The organism is Bacteroidota bacterium (assembly GCA_038746285.1).
Classification (GTDB): Bacteria; Bacteroidota; Rhodothermia; order Rhodothermales; family JANQRZ01; genus JANQRZ01.
In genome coordinates, this window is the sequence record JBCDKT010000003.1 from 114,976 (window position 1) to 135,554 (window position 20,579).

Annotated in this window: 15 protein-coding genes; 8 read left to right on the forward strand and 7 right to left on the reverse strand. The window is 70.1% G+C overall.

Features of this window, described 5'->3' with window-relative positions; genetic code table 11:
- The first annotated feature begins 44 nt into the window (after positions 1-44).
- The 6 genes from AAGI91_02030 to AAGI91_02055 all read left to right on the forward strand — a co-directional run bounded on the left by AAGI91_02030 (position 45) and on the right by AAGI91_02055 (position 6,258).
- Positions 45-317 (forward strand): type II toxin-antitoxin system HicB family antitoxin, encoded by a 273-nt coding sequence (locus AAGI91_02030; GenBank protein MEM1041382.1) that lies wholly within the window; start codon positions 45-47, stop codon positions 315-317.
- Between the two features lie 73 nt (positions 318-390).
- The gene (locus tag AAGI91_02035; protein MEM1041383.1) at positions 391-528 is read left to right on the forward strand and encodes a type II toxin-antitoxin system HicA family toxin; all 138 of its coding nucleotides are present in this window, start codon (positions 391-393) and stop codon (positions 526-528) included.
- Positions 529-654: 126 nt separating this feature from the next.
- Entirely contained in the window at positions 655-972 is a 318-nt protein-coding gene (locus AAGI91_02040; GenBank protein ID MEM1041384.1) for a DUF433 domain-containing protein, read from the forward strand.
- Positions 973-1,359: 387 nt separating this feature from the next.
- Positions 1,360-2,592: a vitamin K epoxide reductase family protein gene (locus tag AAGI91_02045; GenBank protein ID MEM1041385.1), complete on the forward strand. Its 1,233-nt coding sequence runs from the start codon at positions 1,360-1,362 to the stop codon at positions 2,590-2,592.
- Positions 2,593-2,661: 69 nt separating this feature from the next.
- Positions 2,662-5,190 carry a M14 family zinc carboxypeptidase gene (locus AAGI91_02050; GenBank protein ID MEM1041386.1) on the forward strand — a complete coding sequence of 843 codons (2,529 nt, stop codon included), beginning with the start codon at positions 2,662-2,664 and terminating at the stop codon, positions 5,188-5,190.
- 54 nt (positions 5,191-5,244) lie between these two features.
- The gene (locus AAGI91_02055) at positions 5,245-6,258 is read left to right on the forward strand and encodes a mechanosensitive ion channel family protein (protein MEM1041387.1); all 1,014 of its coding nucleotides are present in this window, start codon (positions 5,245-5,247) and stop codon (positions 6,256-6,258) included.
- A gap of 119 nt (positions 6,259-6,377) precedes the next feature.
- On the opposite strand, the gene AAGI91_02060 is transcribed toward AAGI91_02055, so the two are convergent.
- A complete protein-coding gene (locus AAGI91_02060) occupies positions 6,378-6,848 on the reverse strand; it encodes an META domain-containing protein (protein ID MEM1041388.1) in 471 nt (156 codons plus the stop codon).
- A gap of 129 nt (positions 6,849-6,977) precedes the next feature.
- Here AAGI91_02060 and AAGI91_02065 point away from each other — a divergent pair, with 129 nt between their 5' ends.
- Entirely contained in the window at positions 6,978-9,113 is a 2,136-nt protein-coding gene (locus tag AAGI91_02065) for a thioredoxin domain-containing protein (protein ID MEM1041389.1), read from the forward strand.
- Here the strand turns inward: AAGI91_02065 and AAGI91_02070 are convergent, their stop codons facing one another.
- The 6 genes from AAGI91_02070 to AAGI91_02095 form a co-directional block, all read right to left on the reverse strand.
- Positions 9,114-10,181, reverse strand: coding sequence for a metal-dependent hydrolase (locus AAGI91_02070; GenBank protein ID MEM1041390.1), 1,068 nt, complete (start codon positions 10,179-10,181; stop codon positions 9,114-9,116).
- A gap of 12 nt (positions 10,182-10,193) precedes the next feature.
- Positions 10,194-10,970 (reverse strand): geranylgeranylglyceryl/heptaprenylglyceryl phosphate synthase, encoded by a 777-nt coding sequence (locus AAGI91_02075; protein MEM1041391.1) that lies wholly within the window; start codon positions 10,968-10,970, stop codon positions 10,194-10,196.
- 66 nt (positions 10,971-11,036) lie between these two features.
- Positions 11,037-11,852: a penicillin-binding transpeptidase domain-containing protein gene (locus tag AAGI91_02080; protein MEM1041392.1), complete on the reverse strand. Its 816-nt coding sequence runs from the start codon at positions 11,850-11,852 to the stop codon at positions 11,037-11,039.
- Positions 11,853-11,948: 96 nt separating this feature from the next.
- Positions 11,949-13,922, reverse strand: a complete 1,974-nt coding sequence (locus AAGI91_02085; protein ID MEM1041393.1) for a T9SS type A sorting domain-containing protein — start codon at positions 13,920-13,922, stop codon at positions 11,949-11,951.
- Between the two features lie 99 nt (positions 13,923-14,021).
- Positions 14,022-15,866 carry an ATP-binding protein gene (locus AAGI91_02090; GenBank protein MEM1041394.1) on the reverse strand — a complete coding sequence of 615 codons (1,845 nt, stop codon included), beginning with the start codon at positions 15,864-15,866 and terminating at the stop codon, positions 14,022-14,024.
- An 88-nt stretch (positions 15,867-15,954) separates the two neighbouring features.
- Positions 15,955-18,846, reverse strand: a complete 2,892-nt coding sequence (locus AAGI91_02095) for an alanine--tRNA ligase (protein MEM1041395.1) — start codon at positions 18,844-18,846, stop codon at positions 15,955-15,957.
- 354 nt (positions 18,847-19,200) lie between these two features.
- Between AAGI91_02095 and AAGI91_02100 the strand changes: the two genes are divergently transcribed.
- Positions 19,201-20,514, forward strand: a complete 1,314-nt coding sequence (locus AAGI91_02100; GenBank protein MEM1041396.1) for an ectonucleotide pyrophosphatase/phosphodiesterase — start codon at positions 19,201-19,203, stop codon at positions 20,512-20,514.
- Positions 20,515-20,579: the final 65 nt, after the last annotated feature.

Genomic DNA, 20,579 nt, shown 5'->3' on the forward strand with positions numbered 1-20,579 from the left:
CGCCCCGGTCGGTAACCCTGGCAAGAACTCAGACGGACCAGATTATGGAGACGCAGTACGTCCTCACGCAGTACCTCGACGCGGCGATGGCAGGAGCCGAGTACGACAAGCTGGACGAAGGCTCTTTCGGCGGGCGGATCCCGGAATGCCAGGGTGTCGTGGCCTTCGGTGAGACCTTGCGCGTGTGCCAGGAAGAGCTACGCTCGACGCTCGAAGACTGGCTCCTGGTTGGGCTGAAGCTCGGCCATGCGCTGCCCATCGTCGGCGGCATCGACCTCAACGCGGACCCGACGCATGAGCAGGTGAACCCCGTGTAAGCGCCGCGTCTTCGTCAAACGGCTCCGGCGGCTCGGGTTTGAGGGGCCGTTCTCGGGGACCAGGCACCAGTTCATGGTCTACGACCGGCACCGGCTCGCCATCCCGTCGAACCAGGAGTATTCCGTTCCGCAGCTTCGGATGATGCTCCGCGAGGTAGAGACGCTGCTTGGGCGGAGGGTGCAAGCGGCAGAGTGGAACAGCCTCGCATAACCCGGTCCAACGAGGGCTCGCCACCGGCATCGAGATGGCCGACCACAACCCGCACGCGGAGCGCTTCAACCCCGGCGTGCTCCAGACGTGAGGAACGGCTAGGCTCCCGGTGCCGTTCGAGGCAGCATGGATACGTCTGTTGCCTACCCGCACATCGAGGTCGACGAAGCCGGCATCGCGCGCGTCGGAGCAACCCGGCTAAAGGTGCTCCACCTCGTAGCCGCGCAGCGGGCCTACGGGTGGAGTCCGGCCGAACTGCACTTCCAGTACCCGTCGCTCTCGATGGCGCAGGTGCACGCGGCGCTCGGCTACTACTGGGACCACCGCGAAGCCCTAGACGCAGCGCTCGATGCAGCGCTGGAGTCGGCAGAACGGGCCCGGCCCGGCCTTAAAGAGCCAGAAGGGCTCCGCGCCCGGCTGCGTTCGCTCCGAGACGCTTCGTGAGTGTCGGGCTGCTCACCGATCACCACGTCCCACGGGCCATCGTAAACGGCCTCCGGCTTCGCGGGGTGGACGCCGGTCTCCTCCGAGAAGCGGCAGGACGTCAGCGCGCCGGACAGTCGTTCGGTGGTGTGATCTACGCATAACCCACTGCGCGTTCTCATCGGTGCGTGCGGGGCCGACTTCACGTCGGTCGCGGAGGCGACGATACCAGGGGCGCTGGACGACACCGATCTGTTCCTGCCGCTCTCGCGTTCACCAGCCACCTACATCCTCAGGCGCCCGTCCCGGAACGGTTTAGGCTTCCGAGTCCGTCTGACAGGGCACGACGGAGGCGGCGGGGACGTTGGTATATTTCGCGCTCTCCCCCCGACGGCATCCTCGACTCTCATGGCTAGCACTACCCCGGCCGCGCGCGGCCCGCGTCTCAACCTCCCGATCTTCCTGCTCGCGCTCGTGGGCCTGATGATCGTCGTCCACCTCTGGGTCCAGAGCCAGGCGAACTTCGCCTTCGGCTGCACCGGCGCGGGCGACACCCAGAGCGGCAGCGGCTGCGCCGACGTCACCTCGAGCGCCTACAGCACCTTCCTCGGCGTCGACGTGCTCGTCTGGGGCGGGCTGTTCTACCTCACCGTGGCCGCGCTCCGCTTCGGCGCGGCCCTCCTGAAGGCGCCGACGAGTGAGACGCTGCGCAAGGCCAGCTTCTGGGCGGTCAGCGCCGGGTTCGCGTTCGCGCTCTACCTCGTCAGCGTGCAGACTTTCCTGCTGACGCAGTTCTGCGCGCTCTGCCTCTTCTCCTCGCTCACGACGGCGACCCTCTTCGCGCTCCACCTCGTCGAGCGGGCGAAGGGGCCAGGGCGGGACGTGGTGGTGAGCACGGCGCTGCGGCCCTACGCGCTCGGCCTCGTCGCGCTCGTCGTGCTCGCCGGGGCCGACGTGGCGCTCGCGCCGGAGCCCGAGGCGGCGGCCTCGACGTTCACGCCGGGCGTGCAGCGCGTCTCGGCCGAGACCGCCGAGTGCCACTACGACTACGAAACGCCGCGCTTCCCCGTCTTCGACCAGTTGATCTCGATGGACACGCCCTACGAGGGCAGCGCCGACGCGCCGGTCCGCATCATGAAGATCTTCGACCCCAACTGCCCGCACTGCAAGACGCTCCACGACGCGCTCGAAACCATCCTCCCGCAGATCGAGGACCAGGCGAAGGTCTACTACAAGCCCTACGCCATCTGGGACTACTCCGTCCCGCAGTCGCAGGCGCTTTACCTCGCCGCTGAGGAGGACAAGTTCGCCGAGATGCTGAACCTCCAGTTCGAGAACCAGCGGCCCGGCATCGGGCTCTCGGTGAGCCAACTCGCGGACGCCTCCCGGCGGATCGGGCTCGACTCCGACCGGGTCCGGCAAGAGCTGAACAACCGGAAGTACGTGGGCCTGATCCAGGAGGAGAACCAGATCATCTCGCAGGGCGGCATCCGCAGCGTGCCGAAGCTCGTGATCGAGGGCCGGGTGCTGGCCAACACGCGCACGACCTGGACGGCGGACTGCATCGGCCGGCTCGTGGAGCACGCGGCCCAGGAGAAACGGCAGGCGGCGGAGACGGCGTCCGCGTCCGTACCCGAATAGCTCCTCCCCACACCGCCGGTACCTGTAGGGGCGTATTGCGATACGCCCCTACGTATTTCTCCGACCTCCATGCGTTTCTGCCTCGCCCTGCTGCTCCTCGTGCCCGGTGCCTTCGCGCAGCCGATGCCGCTCGCGACCGACTTCACCGCCCCGGGCACGACCGGTTACAATCCGGCGATCCCGACGCCCGAAGAGGTTATCGGCCACGTCATCGGGACGCGCCACACGCGGCCGGAGCAGGTAGTCCGGTACCTGGAGGCCGTCGCCAAGGCCAGCCCGCGCGTCACGGTCGGCGAGCACGGGCGGACGTGGGAGGGACGCCCCCTCGTCCATGCGGTCGTCGCTGCCGAGGGAACCGACCTGGAGGCCCTGCGCGAGGCTAACCTTCGGCTGAGCGATGCGCCGGACGCGGTGAGCGACGCCGCGCTCGGGGCGATGCCGGCCGTGGCCTACATGGGCTACGGCGTACACGGCAACGAGGCGAGCGCGACCGAGGCAGCCCTCCTGCTCCTCTACCACCTCGCCGCCGGACAGGGACCGGCCGTCGACGCCGTCCTCCAGAACACCGTCGTCCTCATCGACCCGCTCCTCAACCCCGACGGGCGCGACCGCTTCGTCGACTGGGTCAACGGCAACCGGGGCGGGACCGACGGCGTGCCTTCGCTCGACGGGCAGGACCGCGAGCACAACGCGCCGTGGCCCGGCGGCCGGACCAACCACTACCTCTTCGACCTCAACCGCGACTGGCTCCCGCTCGTCCACCCGGAGTCGCGCGGCCGGATGGAACTGTGGCACAGCTGGCGGCCCCAGCTCTCGACCGACTTCCACGAGATGGGCGGCGACGCGACCTACTTCTTCCAGCCCGGCGTCCCGAGCCGCAACAACCCCAACACGCCGGAGCGGACGTTCGACCTCACGGCCGAGATCGCGACCTATCACGCGGCAGCGCTCGACCGGATCGGGCAGCTCTACTACTCCGGCGAGACGTTCGACGACTTCTACTACGGCAAAGGCTCGACCTACCCTGACGTGAACGGGGCCGTTGGGATTCTCTTCGAGCAGGCCAGCAGCCGCGCCCTCGCCTCGGAGACCGTCAACGGCGTGCTCGACTACGCGGTGACCGTCCGCAACCAGGTCGCGACCAGCCTCTCCTCGCTCGAGGCCGCCGCCGCGATGCGGACCGACCTCCTCCGGCACCAGCGCGACTTCTACGCCTCGGCCTCGGACGTGGCCCAGGAGTCCGACGTGCAGGGCTATGTCGTCGGGGCCGAAGACCGGGCCCGAGCGGCCCACTTCGCGGACGTGTTGGAGCGGCACCGGATCGAGTCGTACCTCCTGAGCGAACCTATCGAGGCCAGCGGTGAGCGGTTCGAGGCGCGGGAGGCGTTCGTCGTCCCGATGGATCAGCCGCAGGCGCGGCTCGTCAAGGCCGCCTTCGAGCGGGTGACGAGCTTCGAGGACTCGCTCTTCTACGACGTCTCGACGTGGACGCTGCCGCTGGCTTACGGGCTGCGCTACGCTGAGCTAGACCGGCTGCCCGGTTCAGACGGGGCGCTCGCGTCATCCCTCGGCCAGTCGAATCCACCCACGCTCGGCAGGGCCGAGGTCGCGTATGTCATTCCATGGGAAATGACGCTCGCACCGCGCGTGCTCGCACGGCTGCAGGAGGTTAGAATCCGCGTCCGTATGGCCGTGGAGCCGCTCGGGCTCGGGCAGGCGTACGGTTTCGGCCGGGGAGCGCTCGTGATACCGGTAGAGCAGGCCGATGTCGACCCAGAGACCGTGCACCAGACCCTGCAGGATATGGCGGTCTATCACGGAGTCGACGTGACACTACTCGGCAGCGGGCTGACGCCGGACGGGCCAGACCTCGGGAGCCGGTCGATGTCGGTGCTGGAGATGCCGCGCGTGGCGCTGCTCTCGGGCGAGGGTACGGACGTGTACAACGTCGGTCAGGTGTGGCACCTGCTTTCTCAGCGCGCCGGGCTGCCTGTCTCGCTTCTCGACCGAGACGAGGTCAGTGGGGCGGACCTCAGCCGGTACAACGTCATCATCGCTACGGGCTTTTTCCGAGGGCTGGACGGAGCCGCTGAGGAAAGCCTGAAGTCGTGGGTGCAGCGCGGCGGCACCCTGGTCGCCACCGAGCAGGCTGCGGCCTGGGCTGCGCGCAACGGACTCGGAGCATGGACCCGGCGCGAGGCGTCCGAGGACAGCGTGGTCCGCCCCTACGCCGAGGTGGACGCGGCGCGCGGTGCGCAGGTCGTCGGTGGGGCGATTGTCGAGGTCGCGCTCGACGAGACGCACCCGCTCGCGTTCGGGCACCCGGAGCGCGTGGCGGTCTTCAAGAACAACGCGCTCGCCTTCGACCTGCCGGACGCGCCCGGGTCGAGCGTCGCGGCCTACACGGCCGGTCCGCTCGTGAGCGGCTACGTCTCGGACGAGAACCTGGCGCGGTTCGCGGGCGGCTCGGCGATCACGGCGCAGCGCCTCGGCCGGGGCCGCGTCGTCCTCTTCGACTTCGACCCGGCGTTCCGCGGGTTCTGGTGGGGGACGCAGGGGCTCCTCCTCAACGCCGTCTTCTTCGGCGGCGCGTTCTGAGCGGGTGGGTGCGGTCTGGCGTAGATTGAGGCCGTCGCCCGCTTCCCTGTCTCGATGAGTCCCGTCACCGACGCCGTTTCGAGGTTCTACGCCTGGCTCCTGGAGTTCACCACCCTGAGCGGGGCCATGCTGAACGATGTCCTCGGCACGCTCGCGGTCATCCTCGTGCTGTGGGCGCTGCGCCTCGTCGTGCTGCGCCTCGTCAACCGGCGGGCGACCGACGCGCGCACGAAGTACCAGTGGCGCAAGACGACGGCCTACACCGCCTTCGTGCTCGGCCTCCTCGTCGTCGTGAACATCTGGCTCGACGAGTTCGGCGAGGTCGGGACGTTTCTCGGGCTCGTCTCGGCCGGCGTGGCGATCGCGCTCAAGGACCCGCTGACGAACATCGCCGGGTGGAGCTTCATTGTCTGGCGCAAGCCCTTCGGGCCGGGCGACCGAATTGAGATTCTCGGGATCGCGGGCGACGTGATCGACCAGCGGCTGTTCCGGTTCACGCTCCTCGAAGTCGGGACCTCGACCGGGGCGGCGCAGTCGACGGGCCGGATCGTCCACGTCCCCAACGGCAAGGTCTTCACCGAGCCGGTGACGAACTACACGCGCGGCTTCCCCTACATCTGGAACGAGATCGCGGTCGTGGTGACGTTCGAGAGCGCGTGGCGCGACGCCAAGGAGATCCTCTTCGGAATCGCCCACGACAAGGTCGAGGAGCTGAGCCCCGACGCCGAGCGCAAGGTCCGGCAGGCGGCGCAGGAGTACCTCATTTTCTACTCCAAGCTCACCCCGACGGTCTACACGAGCGTGGTCGACGTGGGCGTGCAGTTCGTCGTCCGCTACCTCGTCGAGCCCCGCCGCCGGCGCGGGAGCGAGGAGCTGCTCTGGGAGACCATCCTCGACGCCTTCGACGCGCGCGACGACATCGACCTGGCCTACCCGACGGTCCGCTACTTCCACAACGTCACCGAGGGCAAGCCGGGTGCCCGAGCGACGCCGCCGGCGTTTGGCGGCAACGGCAGTGGGCAGAAGACGGAGGACAGCGGACCGAAGACGGGCAACGAGGCCCTGTAGGGGCGACCCCACGTGGTCGCCCTAGTCACCCGCAGCGGTGCTGCGCTGAGGACGAGGTCCCCTTTGGGTGCGGCACCGCCGCGCCTCTACGTCGGGGAGGCGAGCCGTACGGGAGAGGTCTAGCGCGCCTCCTGAACCGACAGCCGCCCGAGGCGGACGCCGTCGCCGTCGGCGGAGCGCACCTGGAGCGTCGGGCCCTCGATCTCGAACCGAGTGGCTTGGGAGAGTTCCTGGAGCAGGATGCCGCCCAGCCGCCGGCTCTCCTCCGACTCGCTGATCAGGGTCGAAACGAAGCGGTCACTGACGGCGAGGCTCCCGTCTTCGGAGGCCGTGTACTCTCCGGTGTAGGCGTTGGGCGGGATGCGTCCGCTGAGCATCCCGTCGGCGGAGAAGTAGACCGGAAAAGCGCCGGACGGGAACTGGATGGCCTCGCCGCCGGAGACGGCCGCGACGACGATCCACCCGTCGGCTGACTGGAGCACCGCGAGGTCGGCCGTGGCGTTCGGGAGGGCGGGGAGCGCGTCGGACGGGCTGAACGAGTCACAGCCCGCGAGGAGGCACGCAGCGAGGCAGAGCAGGAGAGCACGCATGGCAGCAAGGAAACAGTGGACCTCAACATAGCCGGCGGCTCGGTGCCACGCAATCCGAATCGCCGTGCCCTGGGAACCGGAACGCAGGCCGGGACGCGCCGTACCGCCGGTTCACCTCGCCCGACCGCCATGCCCAACCGCCTCGCCGACGCGCTCAGCCCGTACCTCCTCCAGCACGCCGACAACCCCGTCGACTGGTATCCGTGGGGCGACGAGGCGTTCGAGAAGGCCGAGCGCGAGGACAAGCCCGTCTTCCTGTCGGTCGGCTACGCGACGTGCCACTGGTGCCACGTGATGGAGCACGAGTCGTTCGAGGACCCGGACGTGGCGCGTCTCCTCAACGAGCACTTCGTCCCGGTCAAGGTCGACCGCGAGGAGCGGCCTGACGTGGACGCGCTCTATATGTCGGTCACGCAGGCGCTGACCGGCCACGGCGGCTGGCCGATGACGGTCCTCCTGACGCCCAGCAAGAAACCGTTCTACGCCGGGACCTACTTCCCGAAGCACGGCCGCGCCGGCCGGCCCGGGATGATGGAGCTTCTACCGAGCGTCGCGGCGCAGTGGCGCGCCAACCGCGACAAGGTGGCCGGCTCCGCCGAGCGCATCACCGAGGCCGTCCGCGACGGGCTGGCCCAGGAGTCGGCCCCCGGCGGCACGCTCGACGCCCACACCCTCGCTCTCGCCTACAACCAACTTGCCGGGCGCTTCGACGAGGAGGCGGGCGGGTTCGGCGGGGCACCGAAGTTCCCGACCCCGCACCACCTCCTCTTCCTCCTCCGCGAGGCGCAGCGGGCCGGGACCGAGACGGTCGTCGGGCGGCGGGCGCTGCGGATGGTCGAGGAGACGCTCGGCGCGATGCGGCGCGGCGGGTTGTGGGATCACCTCGGCTTCGGCTTCCACAGGTATTCCACCGACCGCGTGTGGAAGCTGCCGCACTTCGAGAAGATGCTCTACGACCAGGCGCTCCTGGCGATGGCGTACACCGAGGCGTTCGCGCTCACCCGCAACGAGGCCTACCGCCGCACGGCCGAGGACGTTTTCGCCTACGTCGCGCGCGACCTGACCAGCCCGGACGGCGCGTTCTTCTCCGCCGAGGACGCGGACTCGCTCAACCCCGAGGACGAGAAGGAGGAGGGCGCGTTCTACGTCTGGACCTGGGACGAGGTGATCGAGACGCTCGGCCCGCAGGACGGCGCGTTCGCCGCGGCGCTCTTCAACCTGGAGCGCGAGGGCAACGTCCGGGACGAGGCGACGCGTGAGCTGACCGGCCAGAACGTCCTCTTCCGCACGGCGGACGACGCCGAAGCCGCCGACCGCCTCGGCGTGCCCGAGGCCGACCTCCGCGACCGGATCGGCGGGATCCGGCAGCGCCTCCTCAGCGCCCGCGCCGGGCGCCCGCGTCCGCTCCTCGACGACAAGGTCCTCACCGACTGGAACGGGCTGATGATCGCGGCCCTCGCCCGCGCCGCGTGGACCTTCGACGCGCCCGAGTACGCCGGGCGCGCGGCCCGCGCAGCGGATTTTCTCCTCTCGACGATGCAGACCAAGCCTGTCCCCGCGCAGGCGGGGAACGGCCGCCTGCTCCACCGCTACCGAAAAGGCGAGGCCGGCATCCCGGCACTCCTCGACGACTACGCCTTCCTCGTCTGGGGCCTCGTCGAACTCTACCAGGCGACGTTCGAGCCCCGGTGGCTCCGCGCCGCGCTCGACCTCCACCGGACCATGCACCGGCACTTCGGCGACGACGCGCGCGGCGGCCTCTTCCTCTCGCCCGACGACGGCGAGGTACTTCTCGTCCGGCAGAAGGCGTACTACGACGGCGCGATCCCGTCGGGCAACGCGGTCGCCGCGCTGAACGGGCTACGGCTCGGACGGCTGACGGGCGAGACGGCGCTCGAAGACGAGGCTGGGCGCGTCCTCCAGTCGGCCGCCTCCGCTGCCGAGCAGCCGATGGGCCACACGATGGGGATGGTCGCCCTCGCCTTCGCGACGGGTCCGAGCCAGGAAATCACGGTCGCCGGCGAGCCGGGCGCGGCCGACACCGACGCGCTCCTCGGTGCGCTCCGCACGCGCTACCTCCCGAACGCCGTCGTCCACCTCCGCCCGCCCGACGCCGACACCCTCGCCGACCTCGCACCCTACACCGAGGCGCAGGCGGTGCAGGGCGGGGCGGCGACGGCCTACGTCTGCGAGGACTTCGCCTGCCAGCAGCCGACGACCGATCCCGCCGACCTCGCGCGCCAACTCGACGCCGCCACAGGCTGACTACTCCAGCCGCGCCGACTCGTCGCCGAGGATGCGGTGCCAGAGGACGGGGAAGGCGGCGGGGTCGACCGACGGCCGGCCCTGTTGGAACGAGACGGCTCCGCCGGGCTCGCGGACGAGGCGGAACGGGAAGATGTAGCCGCCCTCGCGGTCGCTCAGCCACCCGTCGGTGCGGCCGAAGCGGATGTCGTTCAGGACGAGGCCGACCGGCTCGGCATCGGTGGCGGTGTGGCCGGGATCGGGGCGCATGACGTAGAAGCCCTGCGAGAACCACAGCAACGCCTCGCCCGCCCGCGTCTCGCGGTACGGGTCGAAGAGTGCGCTCTCCTGCGGGACGCGCCGGAACGAGATCGCCCGGTCGCGGTCGAGCAGGCCGTAGCTGCCGACGAGGAAGGCGTCGTCCACGTCGACCGTCACGTTCCACAGCACGGTCTGGAGCGGGGCCGGTACGGTCAGCACCGCCTCAGCCTCGATGCCCTGCGCCCGAAGGGTCTCCGCCACCACGCGCCCGACGTGGGCCTTCACCCCAAGCGCCCACCCGACGTAGAGCGTGCTCAGCCCCAGTCCGACCCATGCCAGCCGGTGCCGCCGCTCGGGGGCTTTCAGGAAGAGGCCACCCACGACCGCCACGACGAGGGGGAGCGAGTAGAGCGGGTCGATGATGAAGAGCGCCGGGACCGCCACCGGGAGATCCGAGAACGGACGGAAGAGTTGCGTGCCGTAGACCGTGAGCGCGTCGAGGAGCGGGTGCGTGAAGAGGCACCAGAAGAAGAGGGCCGCCCAGCCGCGCCACCCGGCCTCGGCAGCGGGCGCGCCGCGGGCGCGGTAGCGCCGCCACACGAGCCAGCCGAAGAGCGGTGCGGCGACCGGGGCGAACAGCAGCGCGTGCGTTGGCCCTCGGTGGAAGACGAGCTCGCCGACCGGGTCGAGGAAGGGATAGGCGAGGATGTCGAGGTCGGGGAGGGTGCCGGCGAGCGCGCCCCAGCCCAGCGCCTTGCGACCGACTTTCTTTCCTAGCGTCGCCTCGCCGACGGCTGCACCGAGGAGGGCCTGCGTCAGCGAGTCCACGGTGCCGCCTCCCTACCCGAGCGGCTGTGGCACCGACGCGTGGGCGGCGGCGGCGAGGTCCGCGATGTAGGCCGCGTCGCCGTTCTTCTCGATCGCGTTGCCGATCACGACGAACCGCGCCCCGGCAGCGACCTTGCGCGCCACCTCCCGCGGCGTCGTCAGCCCGCCGCCGACGACGAGCGGGACCGAGCATGTCTGCGTGACGGCGGCTATGATCTCCTCGGACACCGGGTGCTCAGCCCCCGAGCCGCCGTCGGTGAAGAGGAGGCGCATCCCCATCATCTCGGCTGCGAGCGCTGTCGCCGCTGCGATGTCCGGCTTGTGGCGCGGCAGCGGGGCCGAGCCGCTCATGTACTGCGCCGTCGTCAGGCGTCCGCTCTCGACGAGCATGTAGGCCGTCGGGATCGGCTCCAGGCCGAGCCGCCGGATGAGCGGGGCCGCGTGGACGTGCTGCCCGATGAGGTGCTCCGGGTTGCGCCCGCTCACGACCGAGAGGTAGAGCACCGCGTCGAGCGCGCCCGAGATCTGGTGTAGCGTGCCCGGAAACCCGACGACCGGCAGGTCGGTCGCGGCCTTGACGCCGTGCACGTAGCCGTCGAGCTCCGTCGCGTGCATCAGGCTCCCGCCGACGAAGAGCGCGTCCACGCCCGCCTCGGCGCACCGGCCGGCGAAGGCGGGAAGGTGCTCCTCCGGCAGCTTGTCGGGGTCGATCAGGACGACGAAGCCCGCGCCCTGCGTGTGGGCGGCGGCCAGGAGGCGGTCGTAGGTGGAGGAACCGTTGAGAGACACGGGCGGGGAAGCAAGAGGGACGCAGCGCGCTAAGGTAGCCCGCCCGGGCTGTGTTTGGCAAGCTATTCAGCGGATGCCGAGGTGCCGGAGGATGCGGTCGGCAGTGGGCCTGCGTGCGCCCACCATGTCGAAGTCCGGGTCCTCGCTCTCGACCAGAAGCGCGAAGAAATACGCGTCGTCGGCGCGCTCTAGCCAGCCGACCCACCAGCCGAGGTTTAGGCTGTCGCTGCGTGCCCAGCCCGTCTTGCCGCGCAGCACGGCTTCGCCCGTCGTGTCCACGACCATGATCCGGCTGACGATGGCCTCGGCCCGGTCCGAGAATCCGGTCTCGCCTGCGCGGAGCCGCCGGAGGAAGTCGATCTGCTCGTTCGGGGCGATGCGGAGCGAGCCGTCGAGCCAGAAGAGATCGGCTTGGTCGCCTATCGTGGCGTTGCCGTAGCCTTCGCGGTCGAGGGCGGCCTGGAGCGTGCCGCGCCCGGCGCGGCGCGCGAGGTCGCGGTAGACCCACACCGACGAGCGGGCGAACGCCGTCTCGAGGTCCTGGCTCGCGTTCCAGCCAGGGACCGCCCGTTCCGCGCCGTCCCACGCGACGACCTCGTGCTCGTCGGCCACAGCCCCGGCGTCGAGGACGACGAGCGAGTTGAAGATTTTGAACGTCGAAGCGGGGATGACGCGCTCAGCGGCGCGCTCCGGGTTGTGGCGCGTCGTCACCCCGCCCTGGGCGTCGTAGAGCACGAACGTGCCCTCGGTGCCCTCGGGGAAAAACGACGATAGGTCGGCCGCGGAGTCTGCCGGTGCGCCGACCGGCTCGGGTGGGGCCGTGGCCTCGTCGGGCAACTCGGTGCAGCCGAGGAGGAAGAGAAGCGGGAAGAGACCGCGCACGAGATGAGAGACAGGCAGGAAGAGACCGGGCGTAAAACTACCGGCTCCTCCCTCACGGTGAGAGAGGAGCCGGTGCAATCGGCGAGGCCGGGCAGGCTAGCGGACGAGCATCACCGAGCGCGTGGCCGAGGCCGTCTCGCCCTCGGCGCGGACGACGTAGGCCCCGCTCGGGAGTGAGCCCGCGTCCACGACGATGCGCCGGTCCCGGCCGGCGGCTACCGAGCCGTCGTAGAGCACCCGCACCTGGCGGCCGAGCACGTCGTAGAGCACCACCCGGACCCGCTGCGCCTGATCGGCCTGGAGGGTGAGCGCGGCGGCGCGGGAGGCGCTGAACGGGTTCGGGTAGGCGGCGGTGAGCGTGAACGAGGCGTCCGGTGCCGACGCTTCGCTCGCCACGGGTAGGGTTACGTTGTAGTTCTGCGCGTTGAATTCCCGGACCATCACGTCGATCTCCTCGGCCGTGTAGCCCAGGTTCGCGGCCGCCTGGAGCACGGCCTGCGCGGCGACGGGCTGCGTGGTGCTCCCGCTCGTCATCGCGATGCCCTCGATCACGGCGACGTCGGTGCGCTCGCGCCCGATCTGGTCGTAGACCCGCATGAGCGAGGTCGACCAGTGCTGCCCGCGCCCGTGGGGCACGAAGCCGGAGGGGTAGACCCCGGCGACATTCGTGACGCGGCCGGGCCAGAACTGGTTGTGGCCGTCCCACTTGAAGACCCAGTTGTACTCCGGGTCGCTGGGGTCGAGGAGGCCGAGGCTGCGCGTGTACGAGACGGCGAAGTAGTCGCCGAGGCCTTCGCTGAGGCCGTCGCCGTTGGAGAGGCCCCCGACCGTCAGCCAGTCGTGGAGGCCGTGGCCGAGTTCGTGGATGATCACGTCGGCGTCCTCGGCGTCGTCCACGCCGCCCTCGCCGAACTGGAGGCGCGCGGTGCCGGTGCTGTAGGACGAGTTGTCGGCCCCGTTGAAGCCGTGGGGGTCGAACCGGACGCCGGTCGCGTACTGGTACGGGCGCACCTCGATCTCCAGCGTCTCGTTGATGTAGCGCATGTAGTTGTCGATGTGCCAGTAGACGGTGACGGCCTCGAAGGCGTCGTCGTCGCGCGTGACGCTCCAGTCGGGCTCGTCCCGCTCGAACTCGCCCTTGAACGGGCCAGCCCAGTCGTCGATGTCGGCGTACTCGCTCTCGAGGCGGTACGTGCTGCCGTTCTGCGTCACCTCGAAGGTCTTCGGGATGCGCGTGGCCTCGAGCTGCGGCGTGTTGGCGTCGCCGCCGTCGACGAAGCCGGTGTCGCCGTACTGCGCGCCGGCGACGGTCAGCGGGTCGGTGTCGTAGACCTGGCCGGTGGCCTCGACGATGGAGCGCACCGGGGTGGCGGGCGTGGGCTCCTCGTCCGAGCCGTGGTGGAAGACCGTGCGGCGGGCGACGCGGAGCAGCTCGCCCGTCGAGGCGTCGACGAACGACTCCCAGTCGCCCATCGGCGCGTCCGCCGTCACGCGCACGCGCCACGCGAGGCGGCCGCCGTCCGCGGTCGGGTAGACCACGAGGCTCGTCTCGTCGCCGAGCAGCGCGCCCGACACGTCGAGGTGCTCGTGGGCCGCGCTGCGGGCCGCGTCCGCCGACATCGACGGGGTCGCGCGCGGCACCGCGAGGCTAGGCTGATAGTCGCTCAGCACGAGCTGCACCCGGTTCCGGGGGTCGATGTTGACGACGACTTCGGAGCCGTGGACCGGGGCGCCGTCGAGCATCTGCGTGAAGCGGACGTTGTGCCCGGCGCGGCTCGACCGGACGTGGCGCAGTGCAAGCGCGTCGGCGTCGATGCGAAGCGCGTCCGCCTGCTCAGCGAGGTACTGCCGGGCCATCGTCTCGGGGTCGGCGGCGTCCACGGCGTAGTTCTGCCGGTAGAGGGCGCGCGGCGTGCCGTCGGCGGCGCGGAGGCCGTCGGCGTCCGCCACCGTTTCGGACACGGCGTCGGTGCCGATTTCGAGGGCCGAGCGGGGCTCGGGCTTCTGCGCGAGTGCGGCCGACGAGAAGACAAGCGCGGCCAGCACGAGCGCGGTGTAGCGACGAGGCATGGGAGTATGCAGTTGGGTTGCCAGAGGGTAACAGGACGCAGCGATACTAGGCACAGACCGTGCCGGTGTCAAACTAGCAAACGGCGAACGCGGCGCGCGTCAGGCCGCGCTCTGCACCGCCGGCACCCGGTCGGCAGCAACCTTCTTGATGGCCCCGGCGAGGGCGTCGCGCTGGATCGGCTTGGAGAGGTACACGTCCATCCCCGCCTCCAGGCACTGCTCGCGGTGCTCCGGCAGCGCGTTGGCCGTCAGCGCTACGATGCACGGCTGCCGCTCGGCCGGGAGCACCTCCCGGATCTTTCGGGTCGCCGCGAGGCCGTCCATGACCGGCATCTGGACGTCCATCAGCACCACGTCGTACGGCACGCCCTGAACGGCCCGGACCGCCTCTTCGCCGTTGGCGACCACGTCGGCGCGGAAGCCGAGCTTCTCCAGGATGCGCAGTGCCACCTTCTGGTTGACCACGTTGTCCTCGGCCAGCAGGATGCGAAGCGGGAGCACAGAAGACGCAGACCCCGAGGGGCTGCCGTTTTCGCTCGGGGCAGCTTGACGGTCGGGGCTGGAGGCGACGGCCGGAGTGCGGATGGTGAACCGGAACGTGGAGCCGACCCCCGGCTCGCTGTCCATGCTGATCGTTCCGCCCATCAGTTCAACGAGCTGCTTGCAGATGGCCAGCCCGAGGCCCGTCCCGCCGAAGCGGCGCGTCGTGGAGGCGTCGGCCTGCGTGAACGCCTCGAAGAGCGCGGCCTGCCGGTCCGGCGGGATGCCGATGCCGGTGTCGCGCACGCTCAGCGCCAGCCCGCCGAAGGCATCGGCGCGGCCGACGTGGACAGCGATCTCGCCTTCTTCGGTGAACTTCGCCGCGTTGCCCAGGAGGTTGACAAGGACCTGCCGCACCCGCGTCACATCGCCCAGGACGGTCGGCGGCGTGTCGTCGTCGAGGTGCAGCGCCAGCCCGAGACCCTTCTCGGTTGCCTTCGGTGCGACGAGGTCGAGCGCCTCCTGAGCGACGGTGCGTACGTCGAAGGGGTGCTTCTCCAGGTTCACCTTCCCAGCCTCGATCTTCGAGAAGTCCAGGATGTCGTTGATGATCGTCAGCAGCGCGTCGCCCGAGACGCGGACGGTCTCGACGTAGTCACGCTGCTCGGCGTTGAGGCCGGTGTCGAGCAGGAGGCCGGTCATGCCGATGACGCCGTTCATCGGGGTGCGGATCTCGTGGCTCATCGTGGCGAGGAACTCGCTCTTGGCGCGCGCCGCGGCGAGGGCCTCTTCGCGGGCCACCTCGGCATCCTGGCGGGCGGTCTCCGCCTCTTTCCGTGCCTGCTCGGTGATGAGCAGGGCCGCCTCGGCGCGTTCGCGGGCCGCTTCGGCCTCAGCTTGGTTGCGCTCGGCCTCGCTGCGCGCCGCGATGAGCCGGTTCTCCAGCGTCTCCCAGAACACCATCAGGGTGTAGATGATCAGGCACGTCGTGACGATCAAACCGACGAGGTAGAGCCTCGGGAACGCAGGCTGCTCCGGCACGAGGTAGGCCGCCGCCGTGTAGGCGGCCGTCATCGCCACCGCGAAGTAGGCGAACGGACGTGGGCGGCGGAAGATGGCCATCTGGCCGACGAGCAGCACGAAGGTGCCAGCGGCCAAGTGAGGCGCGAAGTTGGAGACCACCAGCAGCCAGACGTACACGGCACCGGTGACGACGCCCAGTGCATAGCCCAAGTGAAACGCCCGCTCCTGCGCCCACGCGCTGAACTGCAGCGCCGCGAACATCGCGAGGCAGAGGACGCCCACGACCAGGCGCGGTACAAAGCTGAGCGCCCCGCCTACGGCGAGGTCGCCCTCCAGCACGTAGAAGATCGGGAACCCGAGGCCTCCAACGAGGGCCGCGGCCTGGTAGAACCGGACGATGGAGATAGAGGACGTGTCCGTCTGGAGAGGAGTCGCTGCCATGAAGTGGGAGGGGTGGCGAAGCGAGGTGTGGATGCTGTAGAGGCCGCCGGGCCCGCCAGGGGCGAACAGCACCGCGCACGCTAGGCCGTTACAGCATCTCCCGCAGCGTCTCGGCAGCGGCAGCGAGGGCGTCGGACAGGTGCTCGGGCTGGCGGCCGCCGGCCGTGGCGAGCGTCGGCCGTCCGCCGCCGCCGCCGCCGACGCGCCTGGCGAGCGCCCCGACGAGCGTACCGGCCTGGACGCCGCGCTCGACTACGTCATCGGCGACACTGGCCGCGAGGTAAACCTTGCCGCCTTCGGGGTCTACCGCGCCCAGGACAGCGACGGCCCCGGCCCCGAGCGTGTCGCGGAACTGCGTCGCCGTCTCGCGGAGCGTCTCCATGTCGGCAGCCCCGAGTTCGCCGGTGACGAGGCGGATGCCGTCTACGTCCTCGGCCTGGTCGACGAGGCTGGCGAGGCCTGAGGCGGCGTCGGCTTGCTTGAGGGCGGCGATTTCCTTTTCGAGAGCCTTGACCTCGGCGAGCACGTCGGCGACGGCCTCGTCGACGGGCTGCTGGAGCGAGCGGAACGGAGCGCGGACAGCCTCCAGCGTGGCGCGCTCCTGCTCGATCACGTCGAGTGCGGCCTCGCCTGCGACAGCCTCGATCCGCCGGACGCCCGAGGCGACCGAGCCTTCGCTCACGATGCGGAAGACGCCGATCTCGCCGGTTGCCGCGACGTGGGTCCCGCCGCAGAGCTCGACCGACTCCGGCCCGAAGGTGACGACGCGGACCGTCTCGCCGTACTTCTCGCCGAAGAGCGCCATCGCGCCCCGCGCCTTCGCCTCGGCAATCGGCACGGCGGTCTCGATGTCGGCGCGGATGTTTTGCTGGACGAGCGTGTTGACGCGGCGCTGCTCGTCGTCCGAGACGCGCTCGAAGTGGGAGAAGTCGAACCGCAGCCGGTCGGGGGCGACGAGCGAGCCTTTCTGCTGGACGTGCTCGCCGAGGGTCTCGCGGAGGGCGGCGTGGAGGAGGTGGGTCGCCGTGTGGTGCTTCCGCGTCTCGCGCCGCCGGCTCGCCGTGACCGTTGCCGTGACGGGAGCCGTCGGGTCCGACGGTAGGTGGTCGACGGTGTGGACGATGGAGCCGTCGTCGGCTTTCTGGGTGTCGGTCACGGTGAGCGTGTCGCCGCCGACCGTGAGCGTCCCGGTGTCGCCGATCTGCCCGCCGCTCTCGGCGTAGAACGGCGTCCGGTCGAGGACGAGTTCGTGGGTGGCGTCGTCGCCCTCGCCGTAGCTCCGCGCCCGGCGAATCGCCGCGCCCTCGACCTCGGTGCGGTCGTAGCCGACGAAGGCCGAGTCGTCGCCCTCGCTCACGGTCTCCCACACGCCGACCTCGCTGAGGTCCGCCCCGAAAGAGCCGGCGGCTCGGGCCCGCTCGCGCTGTTCGGTCATCAGCTCGTCGAAGCGAGCCTCGTCCACCGTCAGCCCCTGCTCGCGCGCCATCAGCGCCGTCAGGTCGCCGGGAAAGCCGTAGGTGTCGTGGAGGAGGAAAGTGATCTCGCCGGGTATAACTCTCTCAATAGCTTTGTTGCCGAAATCAATATTACTGTCCAACAGCAGTTTGCCGTGATCGCGATATGCTTTCGAGATGATGTCTCCCAGGCCGTCAATGATTTCGATTTGGTTGATTTCCTCTTCGCCAAAATCCTCTCCCGACTGTGCCTCCAAATCGATTTGCTGACGAATGCCAAGAACGACGATTTCAAACATCTCGATGCCTGTCCCAAGCGTCCGCAGGAAGCCTTCCTCCTCGGCGCGGATGGTGCGCTCAATCGTGGCCTGCCGCTCGGCGAGTTCGGGGAACGGGCCACCCATCTTCGCCTTCAGCGGCTCGACGAGGTTCCACAGGAACGGCTCGCGGAAGCCGAGGGCCTGGTAGCCGAAGCGGACCGCGCGGCGCAGGATGCGGCGGATGACGTAGCCCCGCCCCGTGTTGCTCGGGCTCGCCCCGTCGGCAATCGCGAAGGCGAGCGTGCGGACGTGGTCGACCACGACGCGCATCGCGATCTGAATCTTCGCCGCCTCCGGCTCGGGCAGCCCGCCGATGCGGTCGTAGCCGCCGATCTCGACGCGCGGCGAGAGGTCGGCGAGGGCCGCGAAGAGGCCCGCGAAGAGGTCGGTGTCGTAGGTGCTCGACGTGCCCTGGAGGACGGCGCAGATCCGCTCGAAGCCCATCCCGGTGTCGATGTGCTGCGCCGCGAGCGGCTTCAGCGCGATCGCCCTTTCGCCCTCTCGCCCTTTCGCCCCCTCCTCCAAAACCGCGTTGTACTGGATGAAGACGAGGTTCCAGATTTCGATGACCTCGGGGTGGTCGGCGTTGACGAGCGCCTTGCCGTCTTCCTGCTCGCGCTCGGCGTCCGGGCGGAGGTCATAGTGCAGCTCGGAGCACGGGCCGCAGGGGCCGGTGTCGCCCATCATCCAGAAGTTGTCCTTCGTCGCGCCGTAGAGGACGTGGTCGTGCGGGATCGTCGTCTCGGACTTCCACAGGTCGGCGGCTTCCTCGTCAGCGCTGAGGCCGAGGCTCTCGTCGCCCGCGTGGACGGTCGCGTAGAGCCGGTCCGGGCTGAGGCCCCACCGGTCGACCAGCAGCTCCCACGCCCAGGCAATCGCCTCCTGCTTGAAGTAGTCGCCGAACGACCAGTTGCCGAGCATCTCGAAGAACGTGTGGTGGTACGTGTCCACGCCGACTTCTTCGAGGTCGTTGTGCTTGCCCGAGACGCGGAGGCACTTCTGGGTGTCGGCGACGCGGGTATGGGGCCGCGTGCCCTCGCCGAGGAATACGTCTTTGAACGGGACCATCCCGGCGTTGATGAACAGCAGCGTCGGGTCGTCGTGCGGGACGAGCGGGGCCGAGGGAACGACGGCGTGCTCCTTCTCGCGGAAGAAGTCGAGGAAGCTCTGGCGGATCGCCTCAGAGGTGGTCGGTCGGTCGGACATCAGGGTGCAGGGCGAGGGAAAAACGGCGAGCGCGGAAGGTACGCAGCCCTGGCGCGTGGTTCCCACCGCACGCCGTTCACGAACGCCGCCGGCTCTGAGAACCGCTTCCCCTCTAACCGATTGTCATCCCGGCCTCCGAGCCGGGACCCACCGGCTGGCTCCGCCTGTGGGTCCCCGCCTGCGCGGGGATGACGAGTATCGGGGGTTGGAGCTTGGAATCGCACACACTTATAAAAACCACCCCTTGTCAGCGCCTGCGCGGGAACGACGTGCGTAGAGTTCAGAGCCCAAGAAGCGCTTCAGCGCACGTGCGGCGTGCCTACTTTACCATCTTCCTCACCTCGCCGCCTCGCCATGTCCGCTCGCCATTCGCTCTGGTTCGCTGTCCTCGCCCTGCTCGCGCTCGCCGGCTGCGCGGGGACCCCGCCGGGTGCGCTGCCGAGTGCGGCCGCCCCCGAGCGCGGCGCGTTCCCCGGCGGCAGCGGCGGCGTGAACCACCCCGCCCACCGCGACGCGCCGACCGTCGTCCTCGTCTCGTTCGACGGCTTCCGGCCGGACTACCTCGACCGCCACCCGACGCCGAACTTCGACCGCGTGGCCGCCGCCGGCGTCCGCGCCGACGGCCTCGTCTCGACCTTCCCGACGCTGACCTTTCCCAACCACTACGGCATCGCGACGGGGCTCTACCCCGGCCGCCACGGCCTCGTCGGGAATACGATGTACGACCCCAGCTTCGACGCCGTCTACTCGATGCGCGACCGCGCCGCGGTGGGCGACGGGCGCTGGTACGGCGGCGAGCCGATCTGGGTGACGGCCGAGACCCAGGGCATGGTGACGGCGTCGTACTTCTGGGTCGGGACCGAGGCCCCGGTGCAGGGCGTCCACCCGACGACGTGGAAGCCCTACGACGGCCGCGTCCCCTACGAAGCGCGCGTCGACTCGGCCCTCGCGTGGATGGCGCGGCCCGAGGCGGCGCGGCCCCGGCTCGTCCTGCTCTACTTCTCGGCCGTCGATAGCCAGGGCCACCGGCACGGGCCGGAGAGCCCCGAGGTCGGTGCGGCCGTCGCGGAAGTGGACGCCGCGCTCGGCCGCCTCCTCGACGGGATCGACCGGCTCGGTCGGACCGACGTCAACGTCGTCCTCGTCTCCGACCACGGCATGGCGCAGCCCGACACAGCCCGCTTCGTGGATGTCACCGACTACGTCACCCTTCCCGACGGCGTGCGGTCGATGACCGCCGGCCCGGCGCTGATGCTGTGGCTGGACGAGGCCGACGCCGACTCGCTCGACGCCCTCCTCGACGCGTCGCTGCCCGAGGCCATCACCTCCTACACCCGCGACGAGTTGCCCGCCCGGTGGCACTTCGCGGGCAGCCGGCGCACGCCGCCGCTCGTGCTCGTCGCCGAGCGACCAGCGCTCGTCGGGCTGCCGCGCCACGCCGGGCGCGACTGGCAGGGTGTCCACGGCTACGCGCCCGAGGACCCGACGATGGACGGCATCTTCCTCGCCGCCGGTCCGCACGTCGCCCCCGCCGGCCGCGTCGCCGCGTTCGAGAACGTCCACCTCTACCCGATGCTCGCCTCGGTCCTCGGCCTCCGTCCAAACCCCGACATCGACGGCGACGCCGCGGTGCTGGCCCCGCTGCTGCGTGCGCCGGGCGGTCGGTGAGCGCCGCGCGTGTGCCGCTTTGAAACCTTTCAGGGACAGGTCGGAACGTGTAGCCTCGGCGGCGG